Below are 23,617 nucleotides of genomic sequence, written 5' to 3' on the forward strand. Positions count from 1 at the left end.
ATGGACCAGGAAGCCAAGGACCTCCTGATGCGCGGAGCGACCCAGCTGGGCGTGGAACTCACGTCGGCCCAACTGGGGAAATTTGCCCTCTTTGCCGCTGAGCTCCGGAAGTGGAATCACAAGATCAACCTGACCGCCATCACCACCGAGCGGGAGATCGCCCTCAAGCACTTCGTGGATTCCCTCTCTCTCTGCCGCGCGGTCGGGAAGGGGGGGCGGCTCCTGGATCTCGGGTCCGGCGGCGGCTTTCCGGTCATCCCCTTTGCCATCCTTCATCCGAAGAGCGAAGCGGTGTCAGTTGACGCAGTGGAAAAGAAGATCATCTTCCAACGCCATGTGGGGAGGCTCCTGGGGCTTTCGTACTTTCAGGCGATCCATGCCCGGGGGGAGGAACTGGCGGGGCGGTTCGCCGGCCACTTCGACTGGGTTGTTTCCCGGGCGTTCTCCGACATCCCCACCTTTGTCCATATGGCGCTACCCCTTCTCGCCCCCAGCGGCACCATCATCGCCATGAAGGGGCAGGCGGGCCGCGAGGAGGCCGAGACGTCCGGTCCCGCCTTGGAGATCCTTGGCGTGGAGATTCGTCAGGTAATGGAATTTCCTCTTCCGTTTTCCGGCGACAAGCGAAGCCTCATCGTCATGGGACGAAAAAACGCTTCATAGGCACTTTTGGGTTTAGGTGCTCTAAATTTGCGTGTAAACGGTTTTTGGGTATAAGGTAGCCATTACCCTGTCTCTGTCTTAAAAAACCCGTCACATTAAAAATGTGGGTGCCGCTTTTTTGGGCACAATCGGCCTCGGAAAACGATTGCGACGGGAGCGAAGGGTGATACTCTTTTCACAACGCCATTAACATTGTCACAAAAGGAGTGACCACGCCATGAAGCATGCCATGCTCAAGAACGGTGCCACCCTGCTTGTCCCCCTGATGCTGGTTTCGGCCTGCACCCCCTACCGGAGCCAGTACGTGGGCTTTCGGCCCGCCGAGGACTATGTGAACCGGCTTGTGGTGAGCGGCGTCACCATCGGCGGCGAGGCCTTTGCCGACAGCGGTGCAGCCCAGGATGCCTTTGGCTTCGATATCAAGGGGAGCGGCCTCATTCCAGCCCAGATCGTCATGACCAACCAGGGAAGGAAAAACCTTGAGATCGTATCCGGCCAGACTTTTCTGGTGAACGACCAGAACCGCTACTTCCAGGTAGTCCCTAACGCGGTGGCCGTGGACCGGATCGAGAAGTCGACACAGTTTGCCTCCTTCTTCGGGAGCGAGACAGGAAAGGGTGCCGTTCTCGGTGCCGTGGGGGGGGCCGTCCTCGGCGCCGCCGTCGGCATCGTCTCCGGTCGCGGCATCGGCGAGGCAATCGGCAAGGGAGCTGCCATCGGTGGCGCCGGTGGCGCCGTTGCCGGTGGGCTTAAAGGGGGAACCTCGGGAGAGCGGGAGCGGACCATCATCAACGATATCAGAGCCAAGGGCCTTGAGGGGAAGACGATCCCGGCCGGGAGCATTGCCAGCGGCTTCCTCTTCTTCCCCGCTGAGGCTGACACGGCGCGGGAACTGCGGTTGCAGCTCCGGGACCAGGACACCGGTGAGATCCACAACGTGGTCCTGAAATTCAAGTAACGCCGTCTATTGCCGATCCGAAAGAGGCCCCAGGCCTCTTTTTTTTGCCGTCGGAGGAGAGAAATAATGGAGTTTCGCGTCTACTACGAAGACACCGATGCCGGAGGGGTGGTCTACCATGCCCGCTACCTGGGCTTTTTCGAGCGGGGAAGGTGCGAATTCCTCCGCCGGCGGGGCCTGTCGGTGCGGGAGCTGGCCGACGAAGGTGCCGTCTTCCCGGTAGTGCGGATGGAGGTCGACTTCCGGGCGCCGGCGGTGCTCGACGACCTCCTCCGGGTGGAAACCGAGGTGCTTGAGGTGGGGAAGACCTCGTTCTCCCTGGGGCAGCGGGTAGTGAGGGCGGAAGACGGAAAGACCCTTGTGGAGGGGCGCGTCACCCTCGTCTGCGTCCGGCCCGGGATGAAGCCCCGCCGGCTTCCCGAGGAACTCATCGGGGCGCTCCGATCGACGAATGGGGCCAGCTGAAAGGCCGGCAAGGAGGCATCACACAATGCTCGGAATCATCCTTAAATTGATTGTCAACGCAGTAGCCCTCTTTGCCGTGGTCCGCCTGGTTCCCGGCATCAGCATCGCCGGTACCGGTAATCTCTTCGTTGCGGCCCTTGTCCTGGGCTTCCTCAACGCGGTGCTCAGGCCCATCATCTCCTTTTTTACCCTGCCGATCACGGTGCTCACCCTCGGCCTCTTCACCCTCGTGGTGAACGGCGCCGTCTTTGCCCTGGCCGCCTGGATCGTCCCGGGATTCAGCATCGCCGGCATCGGGAGCGCCATTCTGGGCGCACTCGTCTTCAGCGTCGTCAGTTTCGTGCTCAATATGATCGTTCGGCCGGTTGAGTGAAGTCCTGGCCATGAGAACCACATCCGCCACCTTGCCATTGGCGACGCCATCTGCTAGAGTCGACGCCTAACCGCTGCGGAATAGCGCACCGATCACCGAAGGAGACCCTTTCCATGATGAGCACGAAGAAAACGGATTCCCTTGCCCACTACGCCGTCACTGTTGTGGGAAAAGACCGCCCCGGCATCGTGGCAGCAACGGCAGGGGTCCTCTACCGGCTGGGGTGCAACGTCGAGGATTCCAGCTCCACCATGCTCGGGGGGGAGTTCTCCATGATTCTCATTGTCTCCCATGAGAAACCTTTCAGCAAGAGCAGGATTCTGGAGGAGTTCCGGGGAGTTGCGGAAGAGATGGGGCTCACGGTGGCGGCCCGGACCCTCTCCCCCGACGAGGTGGCCTACCAGGCGCCGGGGGGGGAGCTCTGCATGGTTTCGGTCTACGGCTCCGACCGGCCCGGGATCATCTACCGCGTGACAAAGGAGCTGGCCGAACGGAAGGTGAATATCACCGACCTCAATACCAAGCTCATCGGCACCAAGGAAGAGCCGGTCTACGTCCTGATGCTGGAGGCGGCCCTGCCGGAAGGTATCGCCGTGGAGGACGTGACGGCGATGCTCGACAAGATCAAGAAGGAGTTGAACGTGGAGATTTCGGTGCGATCCATCACGCCGGTTTCCCTCTGACGCCATGCCCGCACAGCCCATCCTCTGCTATCCCCATCCCGTTCTCAAGAAGGTGAGCCACGCCGTCACGACCATCGACGACGAGATCCGGGGGCTCATCGACGATCTCCTGGACACCATGCGTGCCGGACCCGGCTCCGTCGGGGTCGCCGCGCCCCAGATCGGCGTCACCCTCAGGGTCTGCGTGGTGGACGTCTCCGGAAGCCGTCACGGCAAGGAGAACAACCACGGTCTCCTTGTCATGGTGAACCCTGCGATCGTCCACCGGGAGGGCGCGGCCATCATGCGGGAGGGGTGCATGAGCGTCCCCGACTACACCGGCGACGTGGAGCGGGCCACCGCCATCACCGTCCGGTTCCGGGACGGGGAGGGGACGGAGCGGGAGATCGCCGCCAGCGGCTTCGAGGCGGTCGCCATCCAGCACGAGATGGACCATCTGGACGGGATCCTCTTTTTGGACCGGATCGTGTCCCTCAAGACGGGGCTCTTCCGGAGGAAGAACTACAAGTAGCGTGAGCCCTTGCTAGGCAAAAACAAAAACGGGGAGGCTGCTGGCGCGGCCCCCCCGAAGACTGGCGTCGTACGCCGTGGCGGTTACTTTATCTCTTTCAAGTCCTGCACTTCTTTGTTCCCGGTTTCTTTCATCTGCTTGGCTTTCTCCTTCTTCTGCTTCACCGTGCTCTTGACCTTCTCGTGCTTTTCAGAGGCCTTGGCCTTTTTCTTTTCAACCTGCTCTTTTACGTCGGCCCGCTTGTCGGAGACCTTCTTTTCCTTCTCTGAAAGCTTCTCTTTCGCGGCCTTTTCCTTCTTCTGCACCTTTTCCTTTGCCTTATCCTCCCTCTTCTGGAGCTCGGCAGAGGGAGAGGGGACGGTGTAATCGGCGGCCGACGCGATACCGGCGAAGGCGCCGAGGGTGATGCAGGCGGTCAGGGTCAGCAAGGTCTTTTTCATGGTCTTCCTCCTGGGGATTGGTGTGAATGCCCGTACGGGGCACGGGAGAATAGAATGTGATCGTTGAATATTCAAGCCTTAACTATCGGCCCTTCAGGTGGGCCACCACCTCGTCGGCGGTGCGGTTGGCGGCGGCGGCGCAGTCGTTGAGGCCGATGCCGCGGTAGGAGTTGCCGGTAAGAAAGAGCCCCGGGAGGGCAGAGGCGCGTTCCTGGAGGGCTGCCAGGCGCTTCCCGTGGCCGACGGTGTACTGGGGGATGGCCTGGGGATGGCGGAAGATCCTGATGAAGGAGGGGTCCGCCGTGATTCCCATGGTCGCCTTGAGGTCTGCCTTCACCCGCTGCATCACCTCCGCGTCGGAAAGTTGCACATACTCGGGGAAGCAGGCGCCGCCGAGCATGCTCCGCAGAAGCACCTTACCCTCGGGGGCACGGTTTTCGAAGATGCTGGAATCCCAAAGGGTACCGAGGGTGTTCATCCCCTCCTCCTTGGGGATCAGGTAGCCGAAGCCGTTCAGGTCGTAGGCGATCCGCTCCCGTTCGTAGCCGAAGCAGACCACGGTCATGGAGGCGTAGGGGATCTCCCCCAGCACCTGGGCCATGGCGGCGTCCACGCCGCTGACGATGCCGGCGGTGGCATGGGCCGGCGAGGCGAGGATCACCACGTCGGCGTCGATGTCGACGGTTGGCGTCTTCAGCCGCCACGGGACACTCGATCCCCTAGTCAGGCCCGTCACAGGCTGACCCGTAACCACGGTCGAGGAACCGAGCTGCTCCGCCAGGATGTCGGTCAGCTCCTGGATCCCCCACCGGAAGGAGGTGAGGACTCCACCGGGGCCGGCGGCGCTCGATACCGCCTTTCCCTGAGCCGTTTCCTGCTTCTTCTTTTTCGCCAGTTTGATCATGGCTGTTATGAGGCTGCCGTATTCATCCTCCAGTTCCGCGATGCGGGAAAAGCAGGAGCGCAACGACATGGTTTCCGGGTCGCCGGCGAAGATCCCCGACACCATGGGGGAGATGAGTTTCTGGAGGGCCTCTTCGCCGAGACGCCGGCGGCCGAAGGAGGCGAGGGTTTCGTCGGCCCCGTCGGTCCGCTTCGGGATGAAGGGTTCCATGGCGAGGCGAAGTTTGCCGGGCCACGAGATGAGCCTGCTCTTGAGGAACATGGGGCCGTTTTCCGGGAGCCGGTTCAAGGCGCCCCCGGTGTAGATGAAGCGCTTGCGGGCGTTGTCGTTGCTCCGCAGGAGCCTCTCCGAGGCGCCCAGGTCCCGGCAGAGGTCGAGGGTCTGGGGCTTGGAGTCCAGAAAGCCGTTGGGCCCCCACTCGCAGAGGTATCCCTCCTCCTTGATGCTCCAGATCTTGCCGCCGACCCGCTCTTCCTTTTCCAGCAGGGTCACATCCAACTCGATGCCCGCCTCTGCACCTTTATTACGCAGCTCAAAGGCGGTTGCGAGCCCCGAGATGCCGCCCCCCACCACGATAACTTTTTTCATCCCTGCTCCTCGCCGTTAGATGGATGCACTCTGGTCATTGATAGACCCTGCATGGGCAGCTGTCAAGAAAGTAAACATGGAGCCTTCTCCAGCTGAACCGTTGACAGGGTACCCGGGAGCGCTTACATTCTTTGAAGACCTACGGAAAGGATTTTCAGATGGCGCATACGGATTACTACGAGGTGCTCGGCCTGAAGAAGGGGGCCACCGAAGCGGAGATCAAGAAGGCTTACCGGAAGCTGGCCGTCAAGTACCATCCCGACAAAAATCCCGGCGACAAGGGGGCCGAGGACAAGTTCAAGGAGATCAACGAGGCCTACGCGGTCCTCTCCGATCCCCAGAAGCGGGCCCAGTACGACCAGTTCGGCTCCAGCGGCTTCCACCAGCGCTACAGCCAGGAGGACATCTTCCGCGGGTTTGACGTGGGGGATATCTTCAAGGACATGGGGTTCGGCACCGACGACATCTTCTCCCGCATCTTCGGCGGCGCAGGCGGTTTCCGACAGGGTGGGTTCGGCTTCGGTGGCGGTCGCCGGCGGGGCGAGGACTTCACCATGGAGGTTCCCGTCACGTTTCGGGAATCGTATGACGGCGGCGAAAAGCGGGTGGCCTTCATGCGAGACGGGAAGCGGGAGGAGCTCGCCGTCAAGATACCGGCCGGAGTGGAAGACGGCGCGCGGCTCCGGGTAGCGGGGAAGGGGGGCTTTGGCCACGGTGGCGGACCCACCGGCGACCTCTACCTGATCATCAAGGTGGGAACCGATCCCCATTTCACCAGGGAGGGGGATGACATCGTGGTGGAGCGGAAGATCCGCTTTACCGACGCCCTCCTCGGCGCCTCCCTCGATGTGCCGACCCTGGAGGGCACCAAGCGGATCAAGATACCAGCCGGCATCCAGCCGGGGACCAAGATCCGTCTCAAGGGGCTCGGCTTCCCCCGCATGGGGAAGTCGGGAAAGGGAGATCTTTTCGTGCGTATTGGGGTGACGGTGCCCGAGAGCCTTACCCCGGAGCAGAAGGCCCTGGTGGAGGAGTTGAGGGGCAAGGGGCTGTAAAGGCCGAGGGATTCGTAATTCGGGACTGGGGGCTGGAAGAAACAAAAAAAGCCGATGCACTGTTGCACCGGCTTTTTTACTAGTCCCGAGTTCCGAGCTACTGCCTGATCTCGATGGCCGCCCCCTTGCGGAGGTCGGCCACCCACTGGTTGAAGCGCTCTTCCGACTTCTTCCGGTAGAGGATGTCCTCCACTTCGGCCTTGACCTGCTCGAAGGGTTTCGGTGTGCCGGCGAAGCGTGCCTCCTGCTTGACGATGTGGAGCCCCCCCGAGACATAGATGAGGTCGCTCACCTCGCCCGGCTTCATCTTTGTGAGGCTCTCCTCGAATTCGGGGAGGATGTCCCCCTTGCGGAAGGTTCCCAGATCGCCACCGGTATTCTTTGCCGCAGGGTCGTCTGAGTACTGGCGGGCCAGTTCGGCAAAGTCCTTGCCGTCACGGGCCTCGTGGAGGACGGTCAGGGCGGTGGTCATGATCTTCTTCACCTGGTCGGCCGGCATCTTCTCATCGAGCTTGAAGTAGATGTTGCGGGCACGGAAGTTCTCCTCGCCGCCAAACCGGCCGGGGTTCGCCTCGTAGTACTCCCGCATCTCCCGTTCGCCGACCTGGATCTTCGACCGCACCTCCTGGCTCACCAGACGCAGCCGCTCCAGCTGTTCGCGGATCTGGACCTTGTACTGGTCGAAGGAGAGCCCCTGATTGGCCAGGGCCGAGACGAGGGACTCCTGGGAGAGCTTGTTCTGCCGCTTCACGTCCTCGATGGCCTGCCGGACTTCCTCTTCGCTTACCTTGATGTCCAGCTCCCGGACCTTCTGCTCCACGAGCTTCTTGTCGATGAGGCGGTTGAGGGCCGTCTCGTCCAGATGGACGAGGGACTCGGGGGGTGGAGGAGGCTGCTGGCGCTCCGCCTCCCTGAGGATAGTGGCCTTTTCCTTCTCGACCGCGTAGGAGGTGATGATTTCGTCGTTGACGACGGCAAGAATCCGGTTGACCACCTCGGCATATGACGGTGAGGGAAGGGTGGCGATAAGGACAAGGGTGGCTGTGATGAGGGTTTTAATCATGGTTTCCGTTGGGGAGGGGGCACGGGGCTGCCGACGTTGATGCCGGCAGCCCCGGTGCGCTTACTTCGTTTCCGTCTTCTTTGCCGGAGCGCTCTCAGTGCCCGCGGACGCCGGTTTTTCCGCGGCGCCTCCGATTCCCTTGAGGACGTCCTCCTTGATGGTGACCTTGGCCCCCTTCTTGATGTCATCCTTGAGCTTCTGGAAGACTTCCTGCTGCTTGCTGGGGAGGATGGCCGCCCTGAGCTGCTCTTTCACCTCGTCGAAGGTACGGATGCCGGCCGGCCGCTTGCCGGTCAGCTTGATGATGTGGTAGCCGAACTTGGTCTTGACGATGCCGGAGGTTTCCCCCTCTTTCAGGCCGAAGACCACCTTTTCGAATTCTGGGACCATGGAGCCCTTGCTGAACCACCCCAGGTCGCCTCCCTTGGCTGCGGCGGAGTCGATGGAATGCTTCTTGGCCAGCGACTCGAAGTTCCCACCTTCCTTGAGTTCCTTGAGGACCTTCTGGGCCTCGTCCTCGCTCTTCATGAGGATGTGGCTCGCGTGGACCTGGGGACCAGTCTTGAACTTGTCTTTGTTTTCTTCGTAGAACTTCTTCATCTCCTCGTCGGAGACTTTGGCCTGCTCCTCTACCTTCTTCTTGAGGAACGCCTCCACCACGACCCGCTTCTTCAGTTCCTCCAGCTTGGCCGCCACGTCGGGACTCTTGTCCAGGCCATCCTTTCTGGCCTGCTGGAGGATCAGCTCCCGGACCACCATGGTATCGAGGAGTTCCTTTTTCCCTTCGGCAGTGTCGGCCATGGGCTTCAGGTAGGGGGGAAGGTTTTCCAGCTCCTTCTGGAAGTCGCCGGTGGTGATGGTGTCGCCGTTAACCTCAGCGATGACCTCCCCTTGTTTCTTTGCAGGGGCAGAGGCCGTGCCGGTTTCCGTCTTCCCCTTGCAGCCGGTGAATGGGGCCGCCAGAAGGGTGGCCGAGAGGATCGTCAGAACCGCTGTTCGTTTCACGTTGAAACTCCTTTTCAGGTCCATTAAGTATTGAAGAATCTTGCGGAAGCTAGCACATCACCCAAGCCTTTTCAAGAGATTTCTGGCCTCTTCCAGGACCCCCTCGAAGGAGGTGTCGACAAGCTCCGCCGTGAGCCTGAAGTCCGGTGAGAACTGGTATCGCTTCGGGTTTGAACGGATGAGTCCGATGATGGTGTCGGGGGTGGCTGGCGTCTTCTGGTGGAAGGTGAGAGAGAGGCGCCTCCCGTCGAACTCCGCCATGGTCACCAGGAGCCGCTTGAAGTGGATCCGCAGCTTCATCACCTCCAGGAGGTAGGTGGCGGCCAGGGGGAGCTTGCCGAAGCGGTCCACGAGCTCCGCCATCACCTCGTCCACCTCCTCTTCGTTTTCGGCCTGAGTCAGCTTCTTGTAGATGATGAGGCGCTGGTTGGGCTCTTTGACGTAATCCTCGGGAACGAAGGCAGGGATACGGAGGTTGATCTCCGGCTCCACCCGCTCCAGCCGCTCCTCCCCCTTCAAGGCCTGGATCGCCTCCTCTAGGAGCTCTGTATAGAGGTCAAAGCCCACGGCGGCGATGTTCCCCGACTGCTTGGCCCCGAGGATGTCGCCGGCACCGCGGATCTCCAGATCGTGGGTGGCGAGCCGGAAGCCTGCCCCGAGCTCCGTCAGCTCCTGGATGATCTTGAGCCGCTCCCGGGCGTCGGAGGAGATGGCCCCCTCGCCGGGGATGAGGAGGTAGGCGTAGGCCCGCTGCTTGGAGCGCCCCACGCGCCCCCGGAGCTGGTAGAGCTGGGCCAGGCCGAAGGTGTCGGCCCGGTCCACGATGAGGGTGTTGGCGTTGGGGATGTCGAGCCCCGACTCGATGATGGTGGTGCAGAGCAGCAGGTTCGTCTCCCCGTGCATGAAGCCGAGCATCACCTTCTCCAGCTCCCCCTCGTCCATCTGGCCGTGCCCCACGGCGATTTTCGCCTCGGGGACGATGCGGCGCAGGTGCTCGGCCCAGTTCATGATGGACTGGACCCGGTTGTGGACGAAGAAGACCTGCCCGCCGCGGCGCAGCTCCCGCATGACCGCCTCCCGGATAAGGTCGTCGGAGGAGCGGGCCACGAAGGTCTTCACCGCCAGCCGGTCAACGGGCGGGGTGTCGATGATTGAGAGGTCCCGGATTCCCATCATGGACATGTAGAGGGTCCGGGGGATCGGGGTGGCGGTCAGGGTCAGGATATCCACCACCGCCTTGTACTTCTTGAGCTTTTCCTTGTGGGTGACGCCGAAGCGCTGTTCCTCGTCCACGATGAGGAGCCCCAGGTCCTTGAAGGAGACATCACTCTGCAACAGGCGATGGGTGCCGATTATGACGTCGATGGCCCCTTTCTTAACCTTCTCCAGGATCTCTTTCTGCTCCTTAGGCGTGCGGAAGCGGGAGAGCATCTCCACAGTGACCGGGTAGGCGCCGAGGCGGGTCCGGAAGGTCTCCAGATGCTGCTGGGCCAGGACCGTCGTCGGGACCAGGACCGCCACCTGCTTTCCGTCCATGACCGCCTTGAAGGCCCCCCGCATGGCCACCTCGGTCTTGCCGTACCCCACGTCGCCGCAGACGAGGCGGTCCATGGGTTTTGCGCTCGTCATGTCGCCGAGCACGTCCATGATGGCCGACATCTGGTCCGAGGTCTCCTCGTAGGCAAAGGAGGCCTCGAACTCCCGGTAGAGGTCGTCGGGGGGGGAGAACGCATGCCCCTCGTGGAGCTGGCGGGCAGCGTAGATCTGGAGCAGTTCTCCTGCCATCTCCTGGACGGCGGCCCGGGCCTTCCCCTTGGCCTTTTCCCAGGAGGTCCCCCCCAGCTTGTCCACCCGGGGTTCGATCCCCTCGGCCCCCACGTAGCGCTGGACGAGATTCAGCCGGTCCACGGGGAGGTAGAGCTTGTCTCCCCCCGCGTACTCCAGGAGGATGAAGTCCCCGGCGCAGCCGCTCAGGGAAATGTGTTGCAGGCCTCGGTAGATGCCGATGCCGTGGTCGAGATGGACCATGTAGTCGCCGGGCTTCAGCTCGGCCAGCGACGTCATGATCTGTTTTTTGCGCAACTCCGAGACCCCGCGTCGCTTCTGGCGTCGGCCGAAGATCTCTTCCTCGGCGATGACGATGAGCTTCCCCTCCGGGAGGCGGAACCCCCGGGAGAGCTCGCCGATCACCACGTCCACCTTGCCGTCGTCCCGTTCCCGTTCGGCAGGGAAGGGGCGGTCGGAGACGTTCAGGGGGAGGGGGTAGTGGGAGAGGAGCTCGTAGAGGCGCTGGGCCTGGCCCCGCTGGTGGCAGGCGATTATCACCCGCTGCCGCTCCTCCAGCCAGCCGTTGAGCCGGTTTACCAGAGGCTTCAGGACCCGTTCGCTGTCGGAGGAGATATCCACCTTGAGGTCGGTGTTCTCTTGGACGTCCACGGCAATGGGGGCGCCATCGTCACTCTCCCCTGCCACTGCCAGGTACGGGATTGTCACGAGCCTCCCCGCATCGATTCCCGCGGCCGTTTCCAGGGCCGAAAGGAAGAACTCTGCCGGCGCCGCGAAGAGGTCTCCCCGCTCCCGGGCCTGGGCCTCGGCCGTCTCCAGTTCGCTGTCGAGCCGTTCGTTCTCCTCGGCCAGGGCTGCCGGGTCCAGGATCACCCGGACGGCGTCGCCGGCGTAGTCGAAGAGGGTCTCCAGCCGCGGGTGGAAGAGGGGGAGGAGCCACTCCACCCCGGCCGGATAGAGGCCGTGCTGAAGCTGCTCCAGAAGCTCCCGCCGGGCCACGGGGGAGATCTCCAGTTCGTCGCAGCGGGTCTTGATACGGGGAGTGGCGGCCTTCAGCACTTCCTCGGTCAGGAGCATTTCCCGGGAAGGGAGGAGGAGGAGCTCCTCCAGGGGGGCGAGGGAGCGCTGGCTGAGGGGGTCGAAGGCGCGGATGGTCTCCACGAAGTCGCCGAAGAACTCGATCCGCACCGGCTGCTCGAACCCCGGGGGGAAGATGTCGACGATTCCCCCCCGCACGGCGAAGGTACCCCGGTCCTCCACCAGGGGGACGTTCAGGTAGCCGAGGGTGACGAGCTTGGCGAGAAAATCCTCCCGGTCGCTCTCCTCCCCGGGGAGAAAATAGAGGGATGCGTTGTCCAAAACCGTCCGGGGAAGCACCCGCTGCCTGAGGGCGTCCGGGGTGGTCACCACGGCGGCCATCTTGCGGTCCATGAGGCGGCGGAGGCAGGCGAGCCGCTGTCCGGTCACGTCGGCGTGGGGCGATCCCTTTTCGAAGGGTGCCACATCCCAGGCGGGAAAGGAGAGGATGTCCGAGGGACGTCCGCTGAAGAAGCGGAGCTCGGTGCAGATTTCGACGGCCCTGTCGGCATCGGGGGCGATGACGAAGAGGGGGCGCTCCACCGTTGCCAGGAGTCTGGCCAGGAGATAGGCCGGGGCCGATCCGCCGAGACCGGTGAGGGTGACCCTGCCGATTTCGGGGGCGAGGCGGTCGGCGATCCGGTTGATGAGCTGGATGTCAGCGGGGGGCATTTACGTCTTCCTTTACGTCGTGAGGGTGCCCTTGAACGATACCAGCGCGGTTGTGAAAAGGCAAGGCTGCCATCCCTTCGGATTCCTTGACGGATGGGGCACTAGGGGGCAAAGGTTCTCATTTTTCCGAAAAAATGTTCAAGATCAGTGGAAAATGTCCGATACGGAAAAAGGGGGGAATAGTGTCTGCCATGGGCAGGTCCGCCCCGTTCAACTTCGTTCGAGAGGAATGCCGTCCATGAAGCACCGCCTGTTTCGTTGTCTGGGAATTCCGGCCGTCATTACCACGTTCCTTGTCGCCGTTGGCAGTGAAATGCCGGCCGCCGCCTCTGCTGGAGGAAAAAAATCGGCATCTGATGAAGCAGCCGCCTCTACTCCGGCGAAGCCGGCCCTTCCCTATGCCGAGTATGTGCGCCTCGTGAGCAGGCGGGGTGTCGGCGGGCGCGGCCACGCCAAAAAGAAGGTTGCGAAGGGGGCAAAGGTGACCCGCACCGCAAAGAAGGAGGACAAGAAAGCGGTTTCAGGTAAAGCCGAGCCGGTTACGGTGGTTGCGGCCCAAGCCGTTGCCCCGGCTGTGGCCGTTGAGTCGAAGCGGGGTGGGGGATGGCGGCCCGGTCCGGCGGAGGTGCGCGAGGTCCTCGGTACGACCCGCGACCTGTCGGGAGCGAACCTGCGGGGGATGAACCTGGCTGGCCTTGATCTGCGCAACGCCTCCCTGGCCAATGCCGACCTCTACCTGGCCAACCTTGCGGGTGCCCGGCTCGACGGGGCGAACCTGCGGGGAGCATCCCTCGAAATGGCCAATCTGCGGGGTGCGAGCCTCAAGGGGGCCAAGCTATCGGGGGCCGGTCTCTTCATGACGAATCTGGAAGGGGCCGACCTGGAGCGGGCGGACCTGACGGGTGTCTACGCCGTGGGGGCCAACCTTCGGGGTGCGGCGCTGGTAAGCGCAAACCTTCGGGGTGGGCTCTTCACCAATGCGGTCATGGAGCGTAGCGACCAGCGGAGCGTGGCGGTGCTGACGGAGGATGAAGAGGGGAGGGGGGCCGGCACGGTGACAAAGGCAATGGCACTGGACGATGCAACGCGATCCGCTACGGCCGAACGGTTCACGTTCTTTAAATTCTGAGCATTTCCCCTGCCGCACCATGACAGAAGCCGGCTCCCCACGGAGGGACGCCGGCTTTTTCATTGACTGCGGAGGCCGTTTCGCTACGGCTTGTCGTCCAGATACTCGCGGGAATACCTGACGTAGTTGCCGGCCGAACGCTTGAGCCAGGCGATCTCGTCGGGGGTCAGATCCCGCTTGTACCGGGCCGGCGCGCCTACCCAGAGGGTATGGGGGGGGATGACGGTCCCCTCGGTGACGAGGGCCCTTGCCCCCACCAGCGCCCCTTCACCCACCACCGCCTTGTCCATGACCATGGCCTGCATCCCGATGAAGGCGCCGTTCTCAATGGTGCAGCCGTGGAGGGTGACGCTGTGTCCCACGGTCACGTCGTCGCCGATGACAAGCGGGGCGCCGGGGTCCTCGGCATGCTTCTTGTGGGTCACGTGGAGCATGGTGAGATCCTGGATGTTGCTCCGGGCCCCGATCCGGATGAAGTTCACATCCCCCCGGACCACCACGTTGTACCAGATGCTGCTTTCGGCCCCCACGGTCACGTCGCCGATGACGACCGCGGTTTCGGCGATGAAGGCGGTAGGGTCGATCTGGGGCTGCATCCCCTGAAATGAACGAATCATTGGAAAACCTCTACAGATTGGATTGTTCCGGTCACGGGTCCCGGCCCCCGCTTTTCAGTCCCGCGGTATGGCGATCATCCGGTCCAGGGCCCGCTTGGCAGGAATCCGGATCTCCTCGGGCACCTGCACCACCGGCGCCATGGTCGTGAGGGCGGCAAGGATGTCTTCCAGGGAGGTGAGCTTCATGTTGGGGCAGACCAGGGCTGGCGAGGCGAGGATGAACTCCTTGCCGGGGTTCTCTTGACGGAGTCTGTAGAGGATTCCCGCTTCGGTGCCGATGATGAAGCGCTTGGCTGGGCTCTTGCGGCAGAAGTCGTACATGCCGCTCGTGGAGCAGGCGTGGTCGGCCAGGGCCACCACCGCCGGGTTGCACTCGGGGTGGCAGACGAAGATGGCGTCGGGGTTCTCCTCCTTGAGGCGCGCCACCACGTCAGGTTTGAGCCGCTCGTGGGTGGGGCAGTAGCCGTCCCAGAAGTGGAAGGTCTTGTCCGACTGCTTGGCCACGAACTGGCCCAGATTGCGGTCGGGGACGAAGATCACCTCCCGGTCGGGGAGGGAGTTGACCACCTTCACGGCGTTGGCTGAGGTGCAGCAGATGTCGCTCACGGCCTTCACCGCCGCCGAGGAGTTCACGTAGGTGACCACCGGCACGCCCGGATGCCTGGCCTTCAGTTCCTGGAGCCCTTCTACCGTCACCATGTCGGCCATGGGGCAGCCGGCGTCGAGGCGCGGCAGGAGCACCGTCTTCTGGGGCGAGAGGATGGATGCCGACTCGGCCATGAAGTGAACGCCACAGAAGACGATCACGTCCGCAGCGGTTTTGGCCGCCTCTTGGGAGAGCCCCAGGGAGTCGCCGGTAATGTCGGCGATTTCCTGCACCTCGTCCCGCATGTAGTTGTGAGCCAGGAGGACGGCGTTGCGCTCCTTGAGGAGCCGCCTGATTTCCTGCTTGATGGTATCGGCCTGCATGGGCGTGTTTCCTTTCCCCTTTTCCCGTATACGGGCGAAATTGGATGATACTAAATCAACGTTTGGTCACATGTCAAACCCTTTGCCCGGTCTCGGACCGTGCCCTGGCATGGTACGCTTGACACGAATCGGCCCACACTCTATTATTTTTACATTCATTTGGTCAGGATTGAGCGCGGAAGAGAAGGTGTTTCGCGGCGGGCCGGAGGCTCCGACCGCTGTCATGGGAGGTATACGAATATGTTTGGAATCGGCATGCCGGAGTTGATCGTCATCCTTGTCATCGCCCTTATCGTCATCGGTCCCCAGAAGCTCCCCGACATCGCCCGGTCCCTGGGGAAAGGCCTGGCCGAGTTCAAGCGGGCCTCCGACGACTTCCAGCGGAATTTATCCGAGGAGGTCAGGAACCTGGACGAGAAGGAGGCAGCCGAGAAAGAGGCCCAGGCTGCTGCTGATCCGAAGCGGGACCTGGCTGCCGAGGTGAAGGCCCATGAGGACGGGGCAACGGAGACTGCCTCCAGGGGAGGCGGCGGGGCGAAGTCGGCTTGAGATGGCCTGATACGAGATGCCGGAAATGAAAAAGGCGGGCTTGCACCCGCCTTTTGCTATTTGAGGGCCTTGAGCCTCTCCTTGGCCCGCTTCGCCTCTTCGGTGGAGGGGTGCTCGTCGATGAGTTTTCGCAGCACATAGCGGGCGCTCTTCAGGTCGCCAATCTCGTTGAAGGCTGCGGCCTGTTTCAGCATGGCCGCAGGGGCCTTCTCCTTGCCGGGATAATTCTTGATCACCTCCTGGAATTCCAGGACCGCCTGCTCGTACTTCTTCTCGCCGTAGTAGGCCTCGCCTGACCAGTAGTGGGCGTTGACCGCCAGTTCGTGCTTCGGGTGCTGTTCCAGGAAACGGGCGAAGGCCTCTCTGGCCCCGGCGTAGTTGCCGCTCCGGTAGGCGTCAAGCCCCTTCTGGTAAAGGGCCTCGGGAGTCGCGGGCTCGGGGGGCTTGGCCTGGGCCGTTTCCATGTCCGTCACCTTCTTCTGCACCGCGCCAAGCCGTTCCTCCAGGGAAGAAAGGCGCCGTTCCAGGTCTTCCTTGAGGAGATTCACCTCCTCGGCCGGCTTCTTGGCGGCAAGGGAGAGGTCGTCCACCTTCCCGGCCATTACCTGGAGGTCGACTTTCATGGCGTCCATGGATGCCTGGAGGTCCGCAAGCCCTTTACGGGCGCCGGCGCGCTCCTTCTCGAAGTCCTGCAGGGTTGTCTCGATGCCGGCCTTGGTCTCCGTCCGCACCCCTCCCAGATCCTTCTCGAGGCGGAAGATACGGGTCTTCAGTTCCTCGTTGTCCCGCTGCACCGTCTCCAGGTCGCTGCGCATTGCGCATCCCGACAGGGCCAGCAGCACGACGAGCGATATATTCCGTACGATTTTCATCGACACCTCCATAGCTTAGTGCCCGGCAATAGAGAAAGGGAGCCGTTGCCGGCTCCCCTCCCGTTTTCCTGGACGATAACCCTATTTGACAATGAGGAATTCGGCCCGACGGTTTTTCGCCCAGGCTTCTTCGGTATGTCCCGGATCAAGGGGCTTCTCCTCACCGTAACTAATGATGGAAAGGCGATTGGCGGCGACGCCGAGGGTCACCAGGTAGTCACGGGCCGCCTTGGCCCGCTTCTCCCCCAGGGCCAGGTTGTACTCGTCGGATCCCCGTTCGTCGCAGTGCCCTTCGATCAGGAGGCGGGCATTGGGCTGCTTCTTGAGGAGGTACTCCGCATTCTTGGAGAGGATATCCCGGGCGGCCTGGGAGAGGACGAAGGAGTCGAAATCGAAGAAGATCCGATCCAGGGTCGCCGTGACGGTGTCAAGGGCCGTGGCCGGCTGGAGGGTTTCCGTCTTGACAGGGACCTCGGGGATGGGCTGGGCCGCAATGGGCTCCTCCTTCACCGGCGGAACTACGGGTTTGACCGGTGTTGTGGGCTGGGGGGCAACGGCCGGCGGTACAGCCTCTTCCGGCTTCACCATCTCCTTTTTGGCGCAACCAGCCGCAACGAGACCGAAACAGAGCAGGGCAACGAGACCAAAGGTGCTTCTACGCATACATCTTCTCCTTTTGTGATAGACAATCGCCCGCCGGAAAGAGGTCCGGCCGGCCGCCAATATCTCCGTTCATTATAGAGAACAGCGCTTCATTTTCAAGACCTGCCTCACCAACGCGGCGACCACGTGGGATGGGAGTCCCTCCCCTTCCCCCCGGAAACCGGGGTCTGGCCGCTGCCGTCGGCCCTCATCACGTAGATCCCCTCACCGCCGCCGCGGGTGGAGCTGAAGGTGATGAAGCGGCCGTCGGGAGACCACCGGGGATGCTCGTTGCTTCCCTCGCTGGTGAGCCGGGTATCGTTGGTCCCGTCGGGGTTGATGGCGTAGATCTGGAACCCCCCTTCTTGGCGGCTGTAGACGATCCGGTCACCCTTGGGTGACCAGCGGGGGCTCACGTTGTAGCTGCCGCTGGTGGTGAGGCGCCGGACCCCGGTGCCGTCGGCATTCATGATGAAAATCTGGGGCTTGCCGAGCCGGTCCGAGACGAAGACGATTTTGCGGCCGTCAGGGGACCAGGCGGGGGAAACCTCGATGGCGCTGGTATTGGTGAGCCGGTGTGGGTTCTTCCCGTCCCGGGAGATGGTGTAGATCTCCGAGTTGCCGTCCTTGCTCAGGGTAAGGGCGATGATCTTGCCGTCGGGGGACCAGGCGCCGGTGGCGTTGATCCCTCGGTAGGAGGAGATCCGTGCCTCGGCGCCGGTGAAGAGCTCCCGCCGGAAAAGGTCGGGGTTCCCCTGGCGGTAGGAGGTGAAGATGATCTCCTTACCGTTGGGGGAGAAATCGGGGTTCAGGTTGATGGAGCGGTTTTTTGTGAGCTGCTGAACGTTGTGGCCGTCATAGTCCATGAGGAAGATCGCCTTGGCGCCGGCCCGGGTGGAGACAAAGGCGATTTTTCCCGTGAAGGGGCCACGCTCCCCCGTCAGGGCGGCCATGATGTCGTCGGAGAAGGTATGGGCGATTCTCCGGACATCTCCGGGACGGCCCGTGTACCGCTTGGCCAGGATCTCCTTCCCCTGGGTGACGTTGTAGAGGCGGAACTCCATGGTCATGGCGTTCCCCGCAACGGTATAGCCGCTCCTGACCAGGAGGTCGACCCCGGCGCTCCGCCATGGCGTGAAGTCAAACTCTCCCGGCCTGATGCCGCCGGCGGCCCCGGAAGCGGGGGGAGCCGTGACGGTGAAGGGGCCGGCAAGGACCATGTCGAACTGGAGCGCTTCAGCCGTCTCACGGGCCACCTGGGAAGCCTCGGAGCCGCCGAGGCGCCGAGGGGCGTCCACGGTAAGGGTCAGTTTGTGGGCTCCCGCCGCCGTCACTTCCCGATACCCTTCCTGGGAATGGAGGAGTGTCGGGACCATGCAGAGAATGATGGTGAAGAGGATGAGGAGACGTCGTGTCATTTTTTTCCCACTCCCTGTGGTCTGAAGATGAAGCCGTACTCGAATTCGCCGCCGCCCGGAGGCGGTACGAAGGTCTTTTCGGCCCGGGCGATGGCCTTGAAGACCGATTCCTCGAAGATCTTGTCGCCGCTCGAGCGCTCGATCCGCTTCCGCGCGATGTGCCCTCCGGCGTCGATGGTCAGTTTCACTATCACCTCCGGCGTCTTGCTCTGGTGGGCGATGGTGGACTGGAAGGCGTCCGTGAGCCGTGACTGGATATAGCTCGCATAGTCGCTCCCCGCCTCTTGCCCGGTACCGCCGGGGGTTCCCACCCGCTCCGGCTGGCGGCCGCTCCCAGCCGTCTTGCGCCGCAGAGCGTCGATGGCCGCCTCCTGGCGCCGCTCGTCGATGGCCCGTTGGAGCTTGGCCATCCGTTCCTCGAAGGCCTGGCTGGCATCGCTCTCCCGGGATGAGGTTGCCTTTTTCGGGGCAGCAGCCCTTGCCGGGGTCTGTTTCCGGGGAAGGGCCATCTCCGCGGGCTTCGGCGGGGGGGGCGACGCTGCGGGGAGGGAGCTTCCCCCTGTCACGGGGCTCCCGGCTCGGGGGGATGCCACCGGCAGGTTCACGACGTCCACATAGTAGACGGGGGCCTCCAGCGGAGCAGGGGGGGAGAAGCGGTAGAGGAGGAAGAAGGCGGCGAGGGAGGCGTGGACAACGCAGGAAGTGGCAAGACCCCACCCCAGCCCGGTATCTCTCGACTGGCGGGTGTGGCTCATTTTGTCGGGGCGGGCTCCGTCACCATGCCGAGGCGCTCGATACCGGCCCCCTTGATTTCAGCCATGGTCCGCACCACATCACCGTAGGGGACATCCCGGTCGGCCTTGAGGAAGACCTCCTTCTTGGTCCGGTTGGCCACCATGGTGGTCAGTTTCGCCTTCAGGTCTCCCGGAGCCACCTCCGTGGCGTTGATGAATACCTTGCCGCTCCGGTCAATGGAGACGACCACCGCCTCCTCCTGGGTGGCCATGGCCTTGGTTTCCGCCTTGGGGAGGTTCACCTGGACCCCCTGCTGCATCATGGGGGCCGTCACCATGAAGATGACCAGGAGCACGAGCATCACGTCCACCAGGGGGGTGACGTTGATCTGCGACATGGTGCCGCGGTCGCCGTTGTTTCTGCTGCCGATTTCCATGGTCTGCTCCTACTTCTTGGTCACGGTCCGCTGGACGATGTTCAGGAACTCGGTGGAGAAGTTGTCCATGGTGGCGATAAGGACCTTGATCTTGTACTGGAAATGGTTGTAGGCCATGACCGCGGGGATGGCGGCCACCAGGCCGATGGCGGTGGCGATGAGGGCCTCGGAGATGCCCGGAGCCACGACGGCCAGGGATGCCGAGCCGGTCTCGCCGATCCCCTTGAAGGCGGTCATGATCCCCCAGACCGTGCCGAAGAGGCCGATGAAAGGAGTGGTGGAGCCGGTGGTGGCCAGGAACGTCACGTACTTCTCCAGACGGGTGATCTCCGAGGTGGTAGCGCGACGCAGGGCCCGGGCGATGTTCTCGATACCCCCCAGCTCGGTGCTCATGACGTCCAGCTCTTCCTTTTGGTCACCCTTCTCCACGAGGCGCTTCAGCTCGCCGTACCCCTCGCTGAAGAGAACCGTCAGGGGTGAGTTAGTGAAGCGGTCCAGCTGGGAGTTGATGCCGTCGAACCGCTTGGTCTTCCAGAAGAAATCCAGGAAGCGCTCCGACTCGCTGTTGGCCCGGTAGACCTGGAGGAGCTTGAAGAAGATGATGGCCCAGGAGACCACCGAGAAGAAGACGAGGATGCAGAGGACGAGCTTGACGACGAGACCGGTTCCCGCAAGATGTAACACGGCATGAACCTCCGGCAGTTAAATTAATGAGATGCGCGTTGGCTGAACAATAGTCCCGGCCGGCTGCCACGTCAACCGTTTTCCGGACGACAGCAGCGGGCGGAACGAAATAATCCTAGTAAAATTCGGGCTTTCTGTCCTCGAAGCAGGGAATTTGCCGGCGCCAGGAATCCATCTCCCCGAAGTCGAGAGTGGCGCTGATCTCGCACGGCTCGTACCCCCCCTCGGCCAGGTGCTCCCCCTTGGGGCCGATGATGAGGCTCGCGCCGAAGAAGTCCAGCTTTCCCTGGATCCCGCAGCAGTTGGCCGCCACCACGAAGAGTTGGTTCTCGATGGCTCGGGCCTTCAGGAGCGCCTTCCAGTGCTCGTCCCGGGGCTTGGGCCATTCGGCGGGCACCACGAGGATCTCCGCCCCCTCCACTGCCAGCCGTCGGGCCAGCTCCGGGAACCGGAGGTCGTAGCAGATGAAGACGCCGATCCGCCCTACGCTGGTGTCCACCACGAGCCAGCGGTCGCCGCCGTCCAGGGAGCGGTCTTCCCCCATGAGAGAGAAGAGGTGGATCTTCCGGTAGAAGCCGAGGAGTTCCCCTCGGTCCAGGACGTAGGCGGTGTTGCAAACCTTTTCCCCGTGGGGCTCCGGCATGCTCCCCACGATCACCATTCCCAGCTCCCGGGAGAGCCGCCCCAGTTCCGCCACCACCTCGGGGGTCCGCGTTGCCAGCTCGTTCAGCTCCCGGTAGGCATAACCCGTATCCCACATCTCGGGGAGGACCGCCAGGGCGCACCCCTGGGCGGCGAGGCGGCGCAGCGCCCCCTCCACATACCGCATGTTGGCATCCACGTCGCCAACCTTGATGGTGAACTGGACGGCTCCTGCCTTCACAGTACGCGTCATGCCGATCTCCCTTCGGGACTTTGGGGTGCGTCTGCCAAACGGGGTTTAGTGTAGCGGCATCCCGGGCCATTTTCAACCAAAGAAGTTTGGACTTCCGCTCAGAAGGTGGCGTATCATCGGCACAAATGGACGATACGACCGCCCTCTATATCCACATCCCCTTTTGTGTGCGCAAGTGCCTCTACTGCGCCTTCGCCTCCACGGACGAAGCCCCCCTCGCGACCGGCGAGTACGCGGCGCTTCTCCTCCGGGAGATGGAACTCCGGGCCGCGGCGCTGGCATCTCCCCTGCGCGCCACCACCCTCTATCTGGGAGGAGGGACCCCGTCGCTGCTGGAGCCCGACCTTGTCGGGAATATCATCGATTGCGCCATCCGCCTGTTCAGGCTCGATCCCGCGGCCGAGATCACCCTCGAAGCCAATCCCGGCACCGTCACGGCTGGCTCCCTCGCGGGGTACCGGGCGGCCGGGGTGAATCGCCTCTCCCTCGGCGTCCAGTCCCTCGACGACCGGATGCTGGCTCGACTCGGACGGGTCCATACGGCCCGGGAAGCGAAGGACGCTTTCGTCCAGGCTCGCCGGGCTGGCTTCGACAATATCGGCATTGATCTCATCCATGGCCTCCCGGGCCAAGACCTCGGCCACTGGAGGGACCAGCTCCGGCTGGCGGCGGCCCTTCGTCCGGAGCACATCTCGGCCTATGGCCTCACGGTGGAGGAGGGGACCCCCTTTGCCCGCCTGGAGGATCAGGGTGAGCTGGCGCTTCCGGACGAGGATGAGGCCGCCGCTATGTTCGAGGAAACGGCGGAGCTCCTGGCAGAGGGCGGCTACGAACAGTACGAGATCGCCAACTTCGCCCTGCCGGCACATCGCTCCCGCCACAACCAGGTCTACTGGCGGCGGGGGAACTATCTCGGGTTCGGCGCCGGGGCCCACTCGTTCCTGCGGGAGCCGTTCCCCGGCCTTCGCTGGCGCAACCCGGACGACCTCGGCACCTACGGATGCTCTCTGGCGGATGGGGTTCTGCCCGAGACGGACATTACCCTTCTTGCGGAAGAGGACGCCATGGCCGAGTGGCTCTTCCTGGGGCTCAGGATGCTCGAAGGAATCGAGGAAGCGCGGTTTCGGGAGGAATTCGGCCGGCCCCTCATGGAGATCCACGGCACCGCCATCGAGGGGCTCTGCGCCGCCGGTCTCCTCGTGCGCGAGGGGGTGCGCCTGCGCCTCACCCGCCGGGGGGTAATCCTCTCAAACCGGGTCTTTGCGGCCTTTCTCTGACCGGTTCCCGCTGCCGGAAATCTCCGGAAATCTCCTTGACAAAGAAGAGGGGCGTTGTTACCTTTACCCCGTTAGCACTCACCAACTCTGAGTGCTAATCTTCTTTGTGGGGTCGGTATGGGAGAAGGGCTTTCAGAGCGCAATAAAAAGATCCTTGAGGCGATCATCGAGGACTACATTGTGACCGCCGAGCCGGTGGGTAGCCGGGCCGTCACGCGGCGGCACGGGCTCAACCTGTCGCCGGCAACGGTTCGCAACGCCATGGCCGATCTGGAGGAGATGGGACTCCTTACCTCGCCCCACACCTCCGCCGGCCGCGTTCCCACTGACCGGGCGTACCGTTTTTACGTGGATTCCCTTCTGGCGGTGGGATGCATCGACAAGGCCGAACGGGAGCGGATACGGAAGCGCTACGCCGGCGCGGGGCGCGACATGGGAGCGGTCCTCCATGAGACGACCCGGCTCCTGTCGTCGGTTTCCCACTACATGGGGATTGTCCTCGCTCCCCGCTTCTCCTCCACCACCCTCCGGCACATGGAATTCGTGAAGCTGGGGGGGCGCCGGATCCTGGCCATCCTGGTGGCCGATAACGGCGCGGTCCAGAACCGGCTCATCGAGTCAGAGGAAGAGTTCGCCGAGGCCGACCTTGTCCGGATGTCCAACTACCTGAACGAGCTTCTCCAGGGGCTTCCCGTCGCCCAGGTGCGGACCCGTATCCTGGAGGAGATGCGGAACGAAAAGGTCCTCTACGACACGCTCTTCTCGCGGGCGCTCAGGCTTTCGGAACAGACCATCGTGGAGGGTAGCGCCCAGATCTTCATGGAGGGGCAGACCAATATTCTGGATCAGCCTGAATTCGCCGATGTGGGGCGCATGAAGGATGTCTTCCGGGCCTTCGAGGAGAAGAACCAGCTGGTGAATCTCCTGGACCGCTGCATCTCGGCCCAGGGCGTCCAGATTTTCATCGGTTCCGAGACCCACCTGAACCACATGGAGGGGTTGAGCGTCATCACCTCCACCTATGTGTCGGGGAAAAACACCCTCGGCGTCCTCGGGGTGATCGGCCCGACCCGCATGGGGTACGGCAAGGTGATCCCCATCGTCGACTACACCGCGAAGCTCGTGAGCAAGCTGCTCGAAGACGAGTAGAGA

25 protein-coding genes are annotated in these 23,617 nt (G+C 63.0%); 11 read left to right on the plus strand and 14 right to left on the minus strand.

The genetic code is table 11. The annotated features are described in order from the left end of the window. The 6 genes from rsmG (at position 1) to def (ending at position 3,653) form a co-directional block, all read left to right on the plus strand. A complete protein-coding gene (gene rsmG / locus KI811_RS09455) occupies positions 1-663 on the plus strand; it encodes a 16S rRNA (guanine(527)-N(7))-methyltransferase RsmG (RefSeq protein ID WP_214186227.1) in 663 nt (220 codons plus the stop codon). Between the two features lie 217 nt (positions 664-880). Beyond that, on the plus strand, positions 881-1,621 hold the full coding sequence (locus KI811_RS09460; protein ID WP_214186228.1) for a glycine zipper family protein: 741 nt from the start codon (positions 881-883) through the stop codon (positions 1,619-1,621). Positions 1,622-1,687: 66 nt separating this feature from the next. Next, entirely contained in the window at positions 1,688-2,086 is a 399-nt protein-coding gene (ybgC, locus tag KI811_RS09465; RefSeq protein WP_214186229.1) for a tol-pal system-associated acyl-CoA thioesterase, read from the plus strand. Positions 2,087-2,111: 25 nt separating this feature from the next. Further along, positions 2,112-2,459, plus strand: coding sequence for a phage holin family protein (locus tag KI811_RS09470; protein ID WP_214186230.1), 348 nt, complete (start codon positions 2,112-2,114; stop codon positions 2,457-2,459). Positions 2,460-2,575: 116 nt separating this feature from the next. Then, positions 2,576-3,142 carry a glycine cleavage system transcriptional repressor gene (locus tag KI811_RS09475; RefSeq protein WP_373878766.1) on the plus strand — a complete coding sequence of 189 codons (567 nt, stop codon included), beginning with the start codon at positions 2,576-2,578 and terminating at the stop codon, positions 3,140-3,142. 4 nt (positions 3,143-3,146) lie between these two features. Beyond that, on the plus strand, positions 3,147-3,653 hold the full coding sequence (def, locus tag KI811_RS09480) for a peptide deformylase (protein WP_214186232.1): 507 nt from the start codon (positions 3,147-3,149) through the stop codon (positions 3,651-3,653). A gap of 83 nt (positions 3,654-3,736) precedes the next feature. On the opposite strand, the gene KI811_RS09485 is transcribed toward def, so the two are convergent. Further along, positions 3,737-4,093 carry a hypothetical protein gene (locus KI811_RS09485; protein WP_214186233.1) on the minus strand — a complete coding sequence of 119 codons (357 nt, stop codon included), beginning with the start codon at positions 4,091-4,093 and terminating at the stop codon, positions 3,737-3,739. Positions 4,094-4,175: 82 nt separating this feature from the next. After that, positions 4,176-5,585, minus strand: coding sequence for a protoporphyrinogen oxidase (gene hemG / locus KI811_RS09490; RefSeq protein WP_214186234.1), 1,410 nt, complete (start codon positions 5,583-5,585; stop codon positions 4,176-4,178). Positions 5,586-5,743: 158 nt separating this feature from the next. Here hemG and KI811_RS09495 point away from each other — a divergent pair, with 158 nt between their 5' ends. After that, entirely contained in the window at positions 5,744-6,640 is an 897-nt protein-coding gene (locus KI811_RS09495) for a DnaJ C-terminal domain-containing protein (RefSeq protein ID WP_214186235.1), read from the plus strand. Between the two features lie 97 nt (positions 6,641-6,737). Here KI811_RS09495 and KI811_RS09500 read toward each other — a convergent pair whose 3' ends face one another. The 3 genes from KI811_RS09500 to mfd are packed head-to-tail and all read right to left on the minus strand — an operon-like array spanning position 6,738 to position 12,242. Then, on the minus strand, positions 6,738-7,703 hold the full coding sequence (locus KI811_RS09500; RefSeq protein ID WP_214186236.1) for a peptidylprolyl isomerase: 966 nt from the start codon (positions 7,701-7,703) through the stop codon (positions 6,738-6,740). Positions 7,704-7,763: 60 nt separating this feature from the next. Continuing rightward, entirely contained in the window at positions 7,764-8,708 is a 945-nt protein-coding gene (locus tag KI811_RS09505; protein ID WP_214186237.1) for a peptidylprolyl isomerase, read from the minus strand. Positions 8,709-8,765: 57 nt separating this feature from the next. Further along, a complete protein-coding gene (mfd, locus tag KI811_RS09510; protein ID WP_214186238.1) occupies positions 8,766-12,242 on the minus strand; it encodes a transcription-repair coupling factor in 3,477 nt (1,158 codons plus the stop codon). Positions 12,243-12,480: 238 nt separating this feature from the next. On the opposite strand from mfd, the gene KI811_RS09515 reads away from it, so the two are divergent. Beyond that, positions 12,481-13,371: a pentapeptide repeat-containing protein gene (locus tag KI811_RS09515; RefSeq protein WP_214186239.1), complete on the plus strand. Its 891-nt coding sequence runs from the start codon at positions 12,481-12,483 to the stop codon at positions 13,369-13,371. 83 nt (positions 13,372-13,454) lie between these two features. Here KI811_RS09515 and KI811_RS09520 read toward each other — a convergent pair whose 3' ends face one another. Beyond that, positions 13,455-13,988 carry a gamma carbonic anhydrase family protein gene (locus KI811_RS09520; RefSeq protein WP_214186240.1) on the minus strand — a complete coding sequence of 178 codons (534 nt, stop codon included), beginning with the start codon at positions 13,986-13,988 and terminating at the stop codon, positions 13,455-13,457. Positions 13,989-14,042: 54 nt separating this feature from the next. Then, on the minus strand, positions 14,043-14,957 hold the full coding sequence (gene nadA / locus KI811_RS09525; RefSeq protein WP_214186241.1) for a quinolinate synthase NadA: 915 nt from the start codon (positions 14,955-14,957) through the stop codon (positions 14,043-14,045). Between the two features lie 240 nt (positions 14,958-15,197). Between nadA and KI811_RS09530 the strand changes: the two genes are divergently transcribed. After that, the gene (locus tag KI811_RS09530) at positions 15,198-15,506 is read left to right on the plus strand and encodes a TatA/E family twin arginine-targeting protein translocase (RefSeq protein ID WP_214186242.1); all 309 of its coding nucleotides are present in this window, start codon (positions 15,198-15,200) and stop codon (positions 15,504-15,506) included. A 56-nt stretch (positions 15,507-15,562) separates the two neighbouring features. Here the strand turns inward: KI811_RS09530 and ybgF are convergent, their stop codons facing one another. The 7 genes from ybgF to KI811_RS09565 all read right to left on the minus strand — a co-directional run bounded on the left by ybgF (position 15,563) and on the right by KI811_RS09565 (position 21,188). Beyond that, positions 15,563-16,378 (minus strand): tol-pal system protein YbgF, encoded by an 816-nt coding sequence (gene ybgF / locus KI811_RS09535; protein ID WP_214186243.1) that lies wholly within the window; start codon positions 16,376-16,378, stop codon positions 15,563-15,565. An 81-nt stretch (positions 16,379-16,459) separates the two neighbouring features. After that, on the minus strand, positions 16,460-17,041 hold the full coding sequence (gene pal, locus KI811_RS09540) for a peptidoglycan-associated lipoprotein Pal (protein ID WP_214186244.1): 582 nt from the start codon (positions 17,039-17,041) through the stop codon (positions 16,460-16,462). Positions 17,042-17,148: 107 nt separating this feature from the next. Next, positions 17,149-18,438: a Tol-Pal system beta propeller repeat protein TolB gene (tolB, locus tag KI811_RS09545; protein ID WP_214186245.1), complete on the minus strand. Its 1,290-nt coding sequence runs from the start codon at positions 18,436-18,438 to the stop codon at positions 17,149-17,151. Next, positions 18,435-19,193, minus strand: a complete 759-nt coding sequence (locus KI811_RS09550; RefSeq protein ID WP_214186246.1) for an energy transducer TonB — start codon at positions 19,191-19,193, stop codon at positions 18,435-18,437. Before KI811_RS09550 ends, tolB begins: the two co-directional genes overlap by 4 nt. Then, positions 19,190-19,609: a protein TolR gene (gene tolR / locus KI811_RS09555; RefSeq protein WP_214186247.1), complete on the minus strand. Its 420-nt coding sequence runs from the start codon at positions 19,607-19,609 to the stop codon at positions 19,190-19,192. Before tolR ends, KI811_RS09550 begins: the two co-directional genes overlap by 4 nt. Positions 19,610-19,618: 9 nt before the next feature. Then, positions 19,619-20,293 carry a protein TolQ gene (gene tolQ, locus KI811_RS09560; RefSeq protein WP_214186248.1) on the minus strand — a complete coding sequence of 225 codons (675 nt, stop codon included), beginning with the start codon at positions 20,291-20,293 and terminating at the stop codon, positions 19,619-19,621. A gap of 115 nt (positions 20,294-20,408) precedes the next feature. Then, the gene (locus KI811_RS09565) at positions 20,409-21,188 is read right to left on the minus strand and encodes a carbon-nitrogen family hydrolase (RefSeq protein ID WP_214186249.1); all 780 of its coding nucleotides are present in this window, start codon (positions 21,186-21,188) and stop codon (positions 20,409-20,411) included. Between the two features lie 125 nt (positions 21,189-21,313). On the opposite strand from KI811_RS09565, the gene hemW reads away from it, so the two are divergent. Together hemW and hrcA are read left to right on the plus strand one after the other, a co-directional pair. Further along, the gene (gene hemW / locus KI811_RS09570; protein ID WP_214186250.1) at positions 21,314-22,465 is read left to right on the plus strand and encodes a radical SAM family heme chaperone HemW; all 1,152 of its coding nucleotides are present in this window, start codon (positions 21,314-21,316) and stop codon (positions 22,463-22,465) included. Between the two features lie 117 nt (positions 22,466-22,582). After that, positions 22,583-23,614 (plus strand): heat-inducible transcriptional repressor HrcA, encoded by a 1,032-nt coding sequence (hrcA, locus tag KI811_RS09575; protein WP_214186251.1) that lies wholly within the window; start codon positions 22,583-22,585, stop codon positions 23,612-23,614. Positions 23,615-23,617 lie beyond the last annotated feature (3 nt).

Origin of the sequence: Geobacter hydrogenophilus, assembly GCF_018501225.1 — a bacterium.
Taxonomy (GTDB): domain Bacteria; phylum Desulfobacterota; class Desulfuromonadia; order Geobacterales; family Geobacteraceae; genus Geobacter; species Geobacter hydrogenophilus.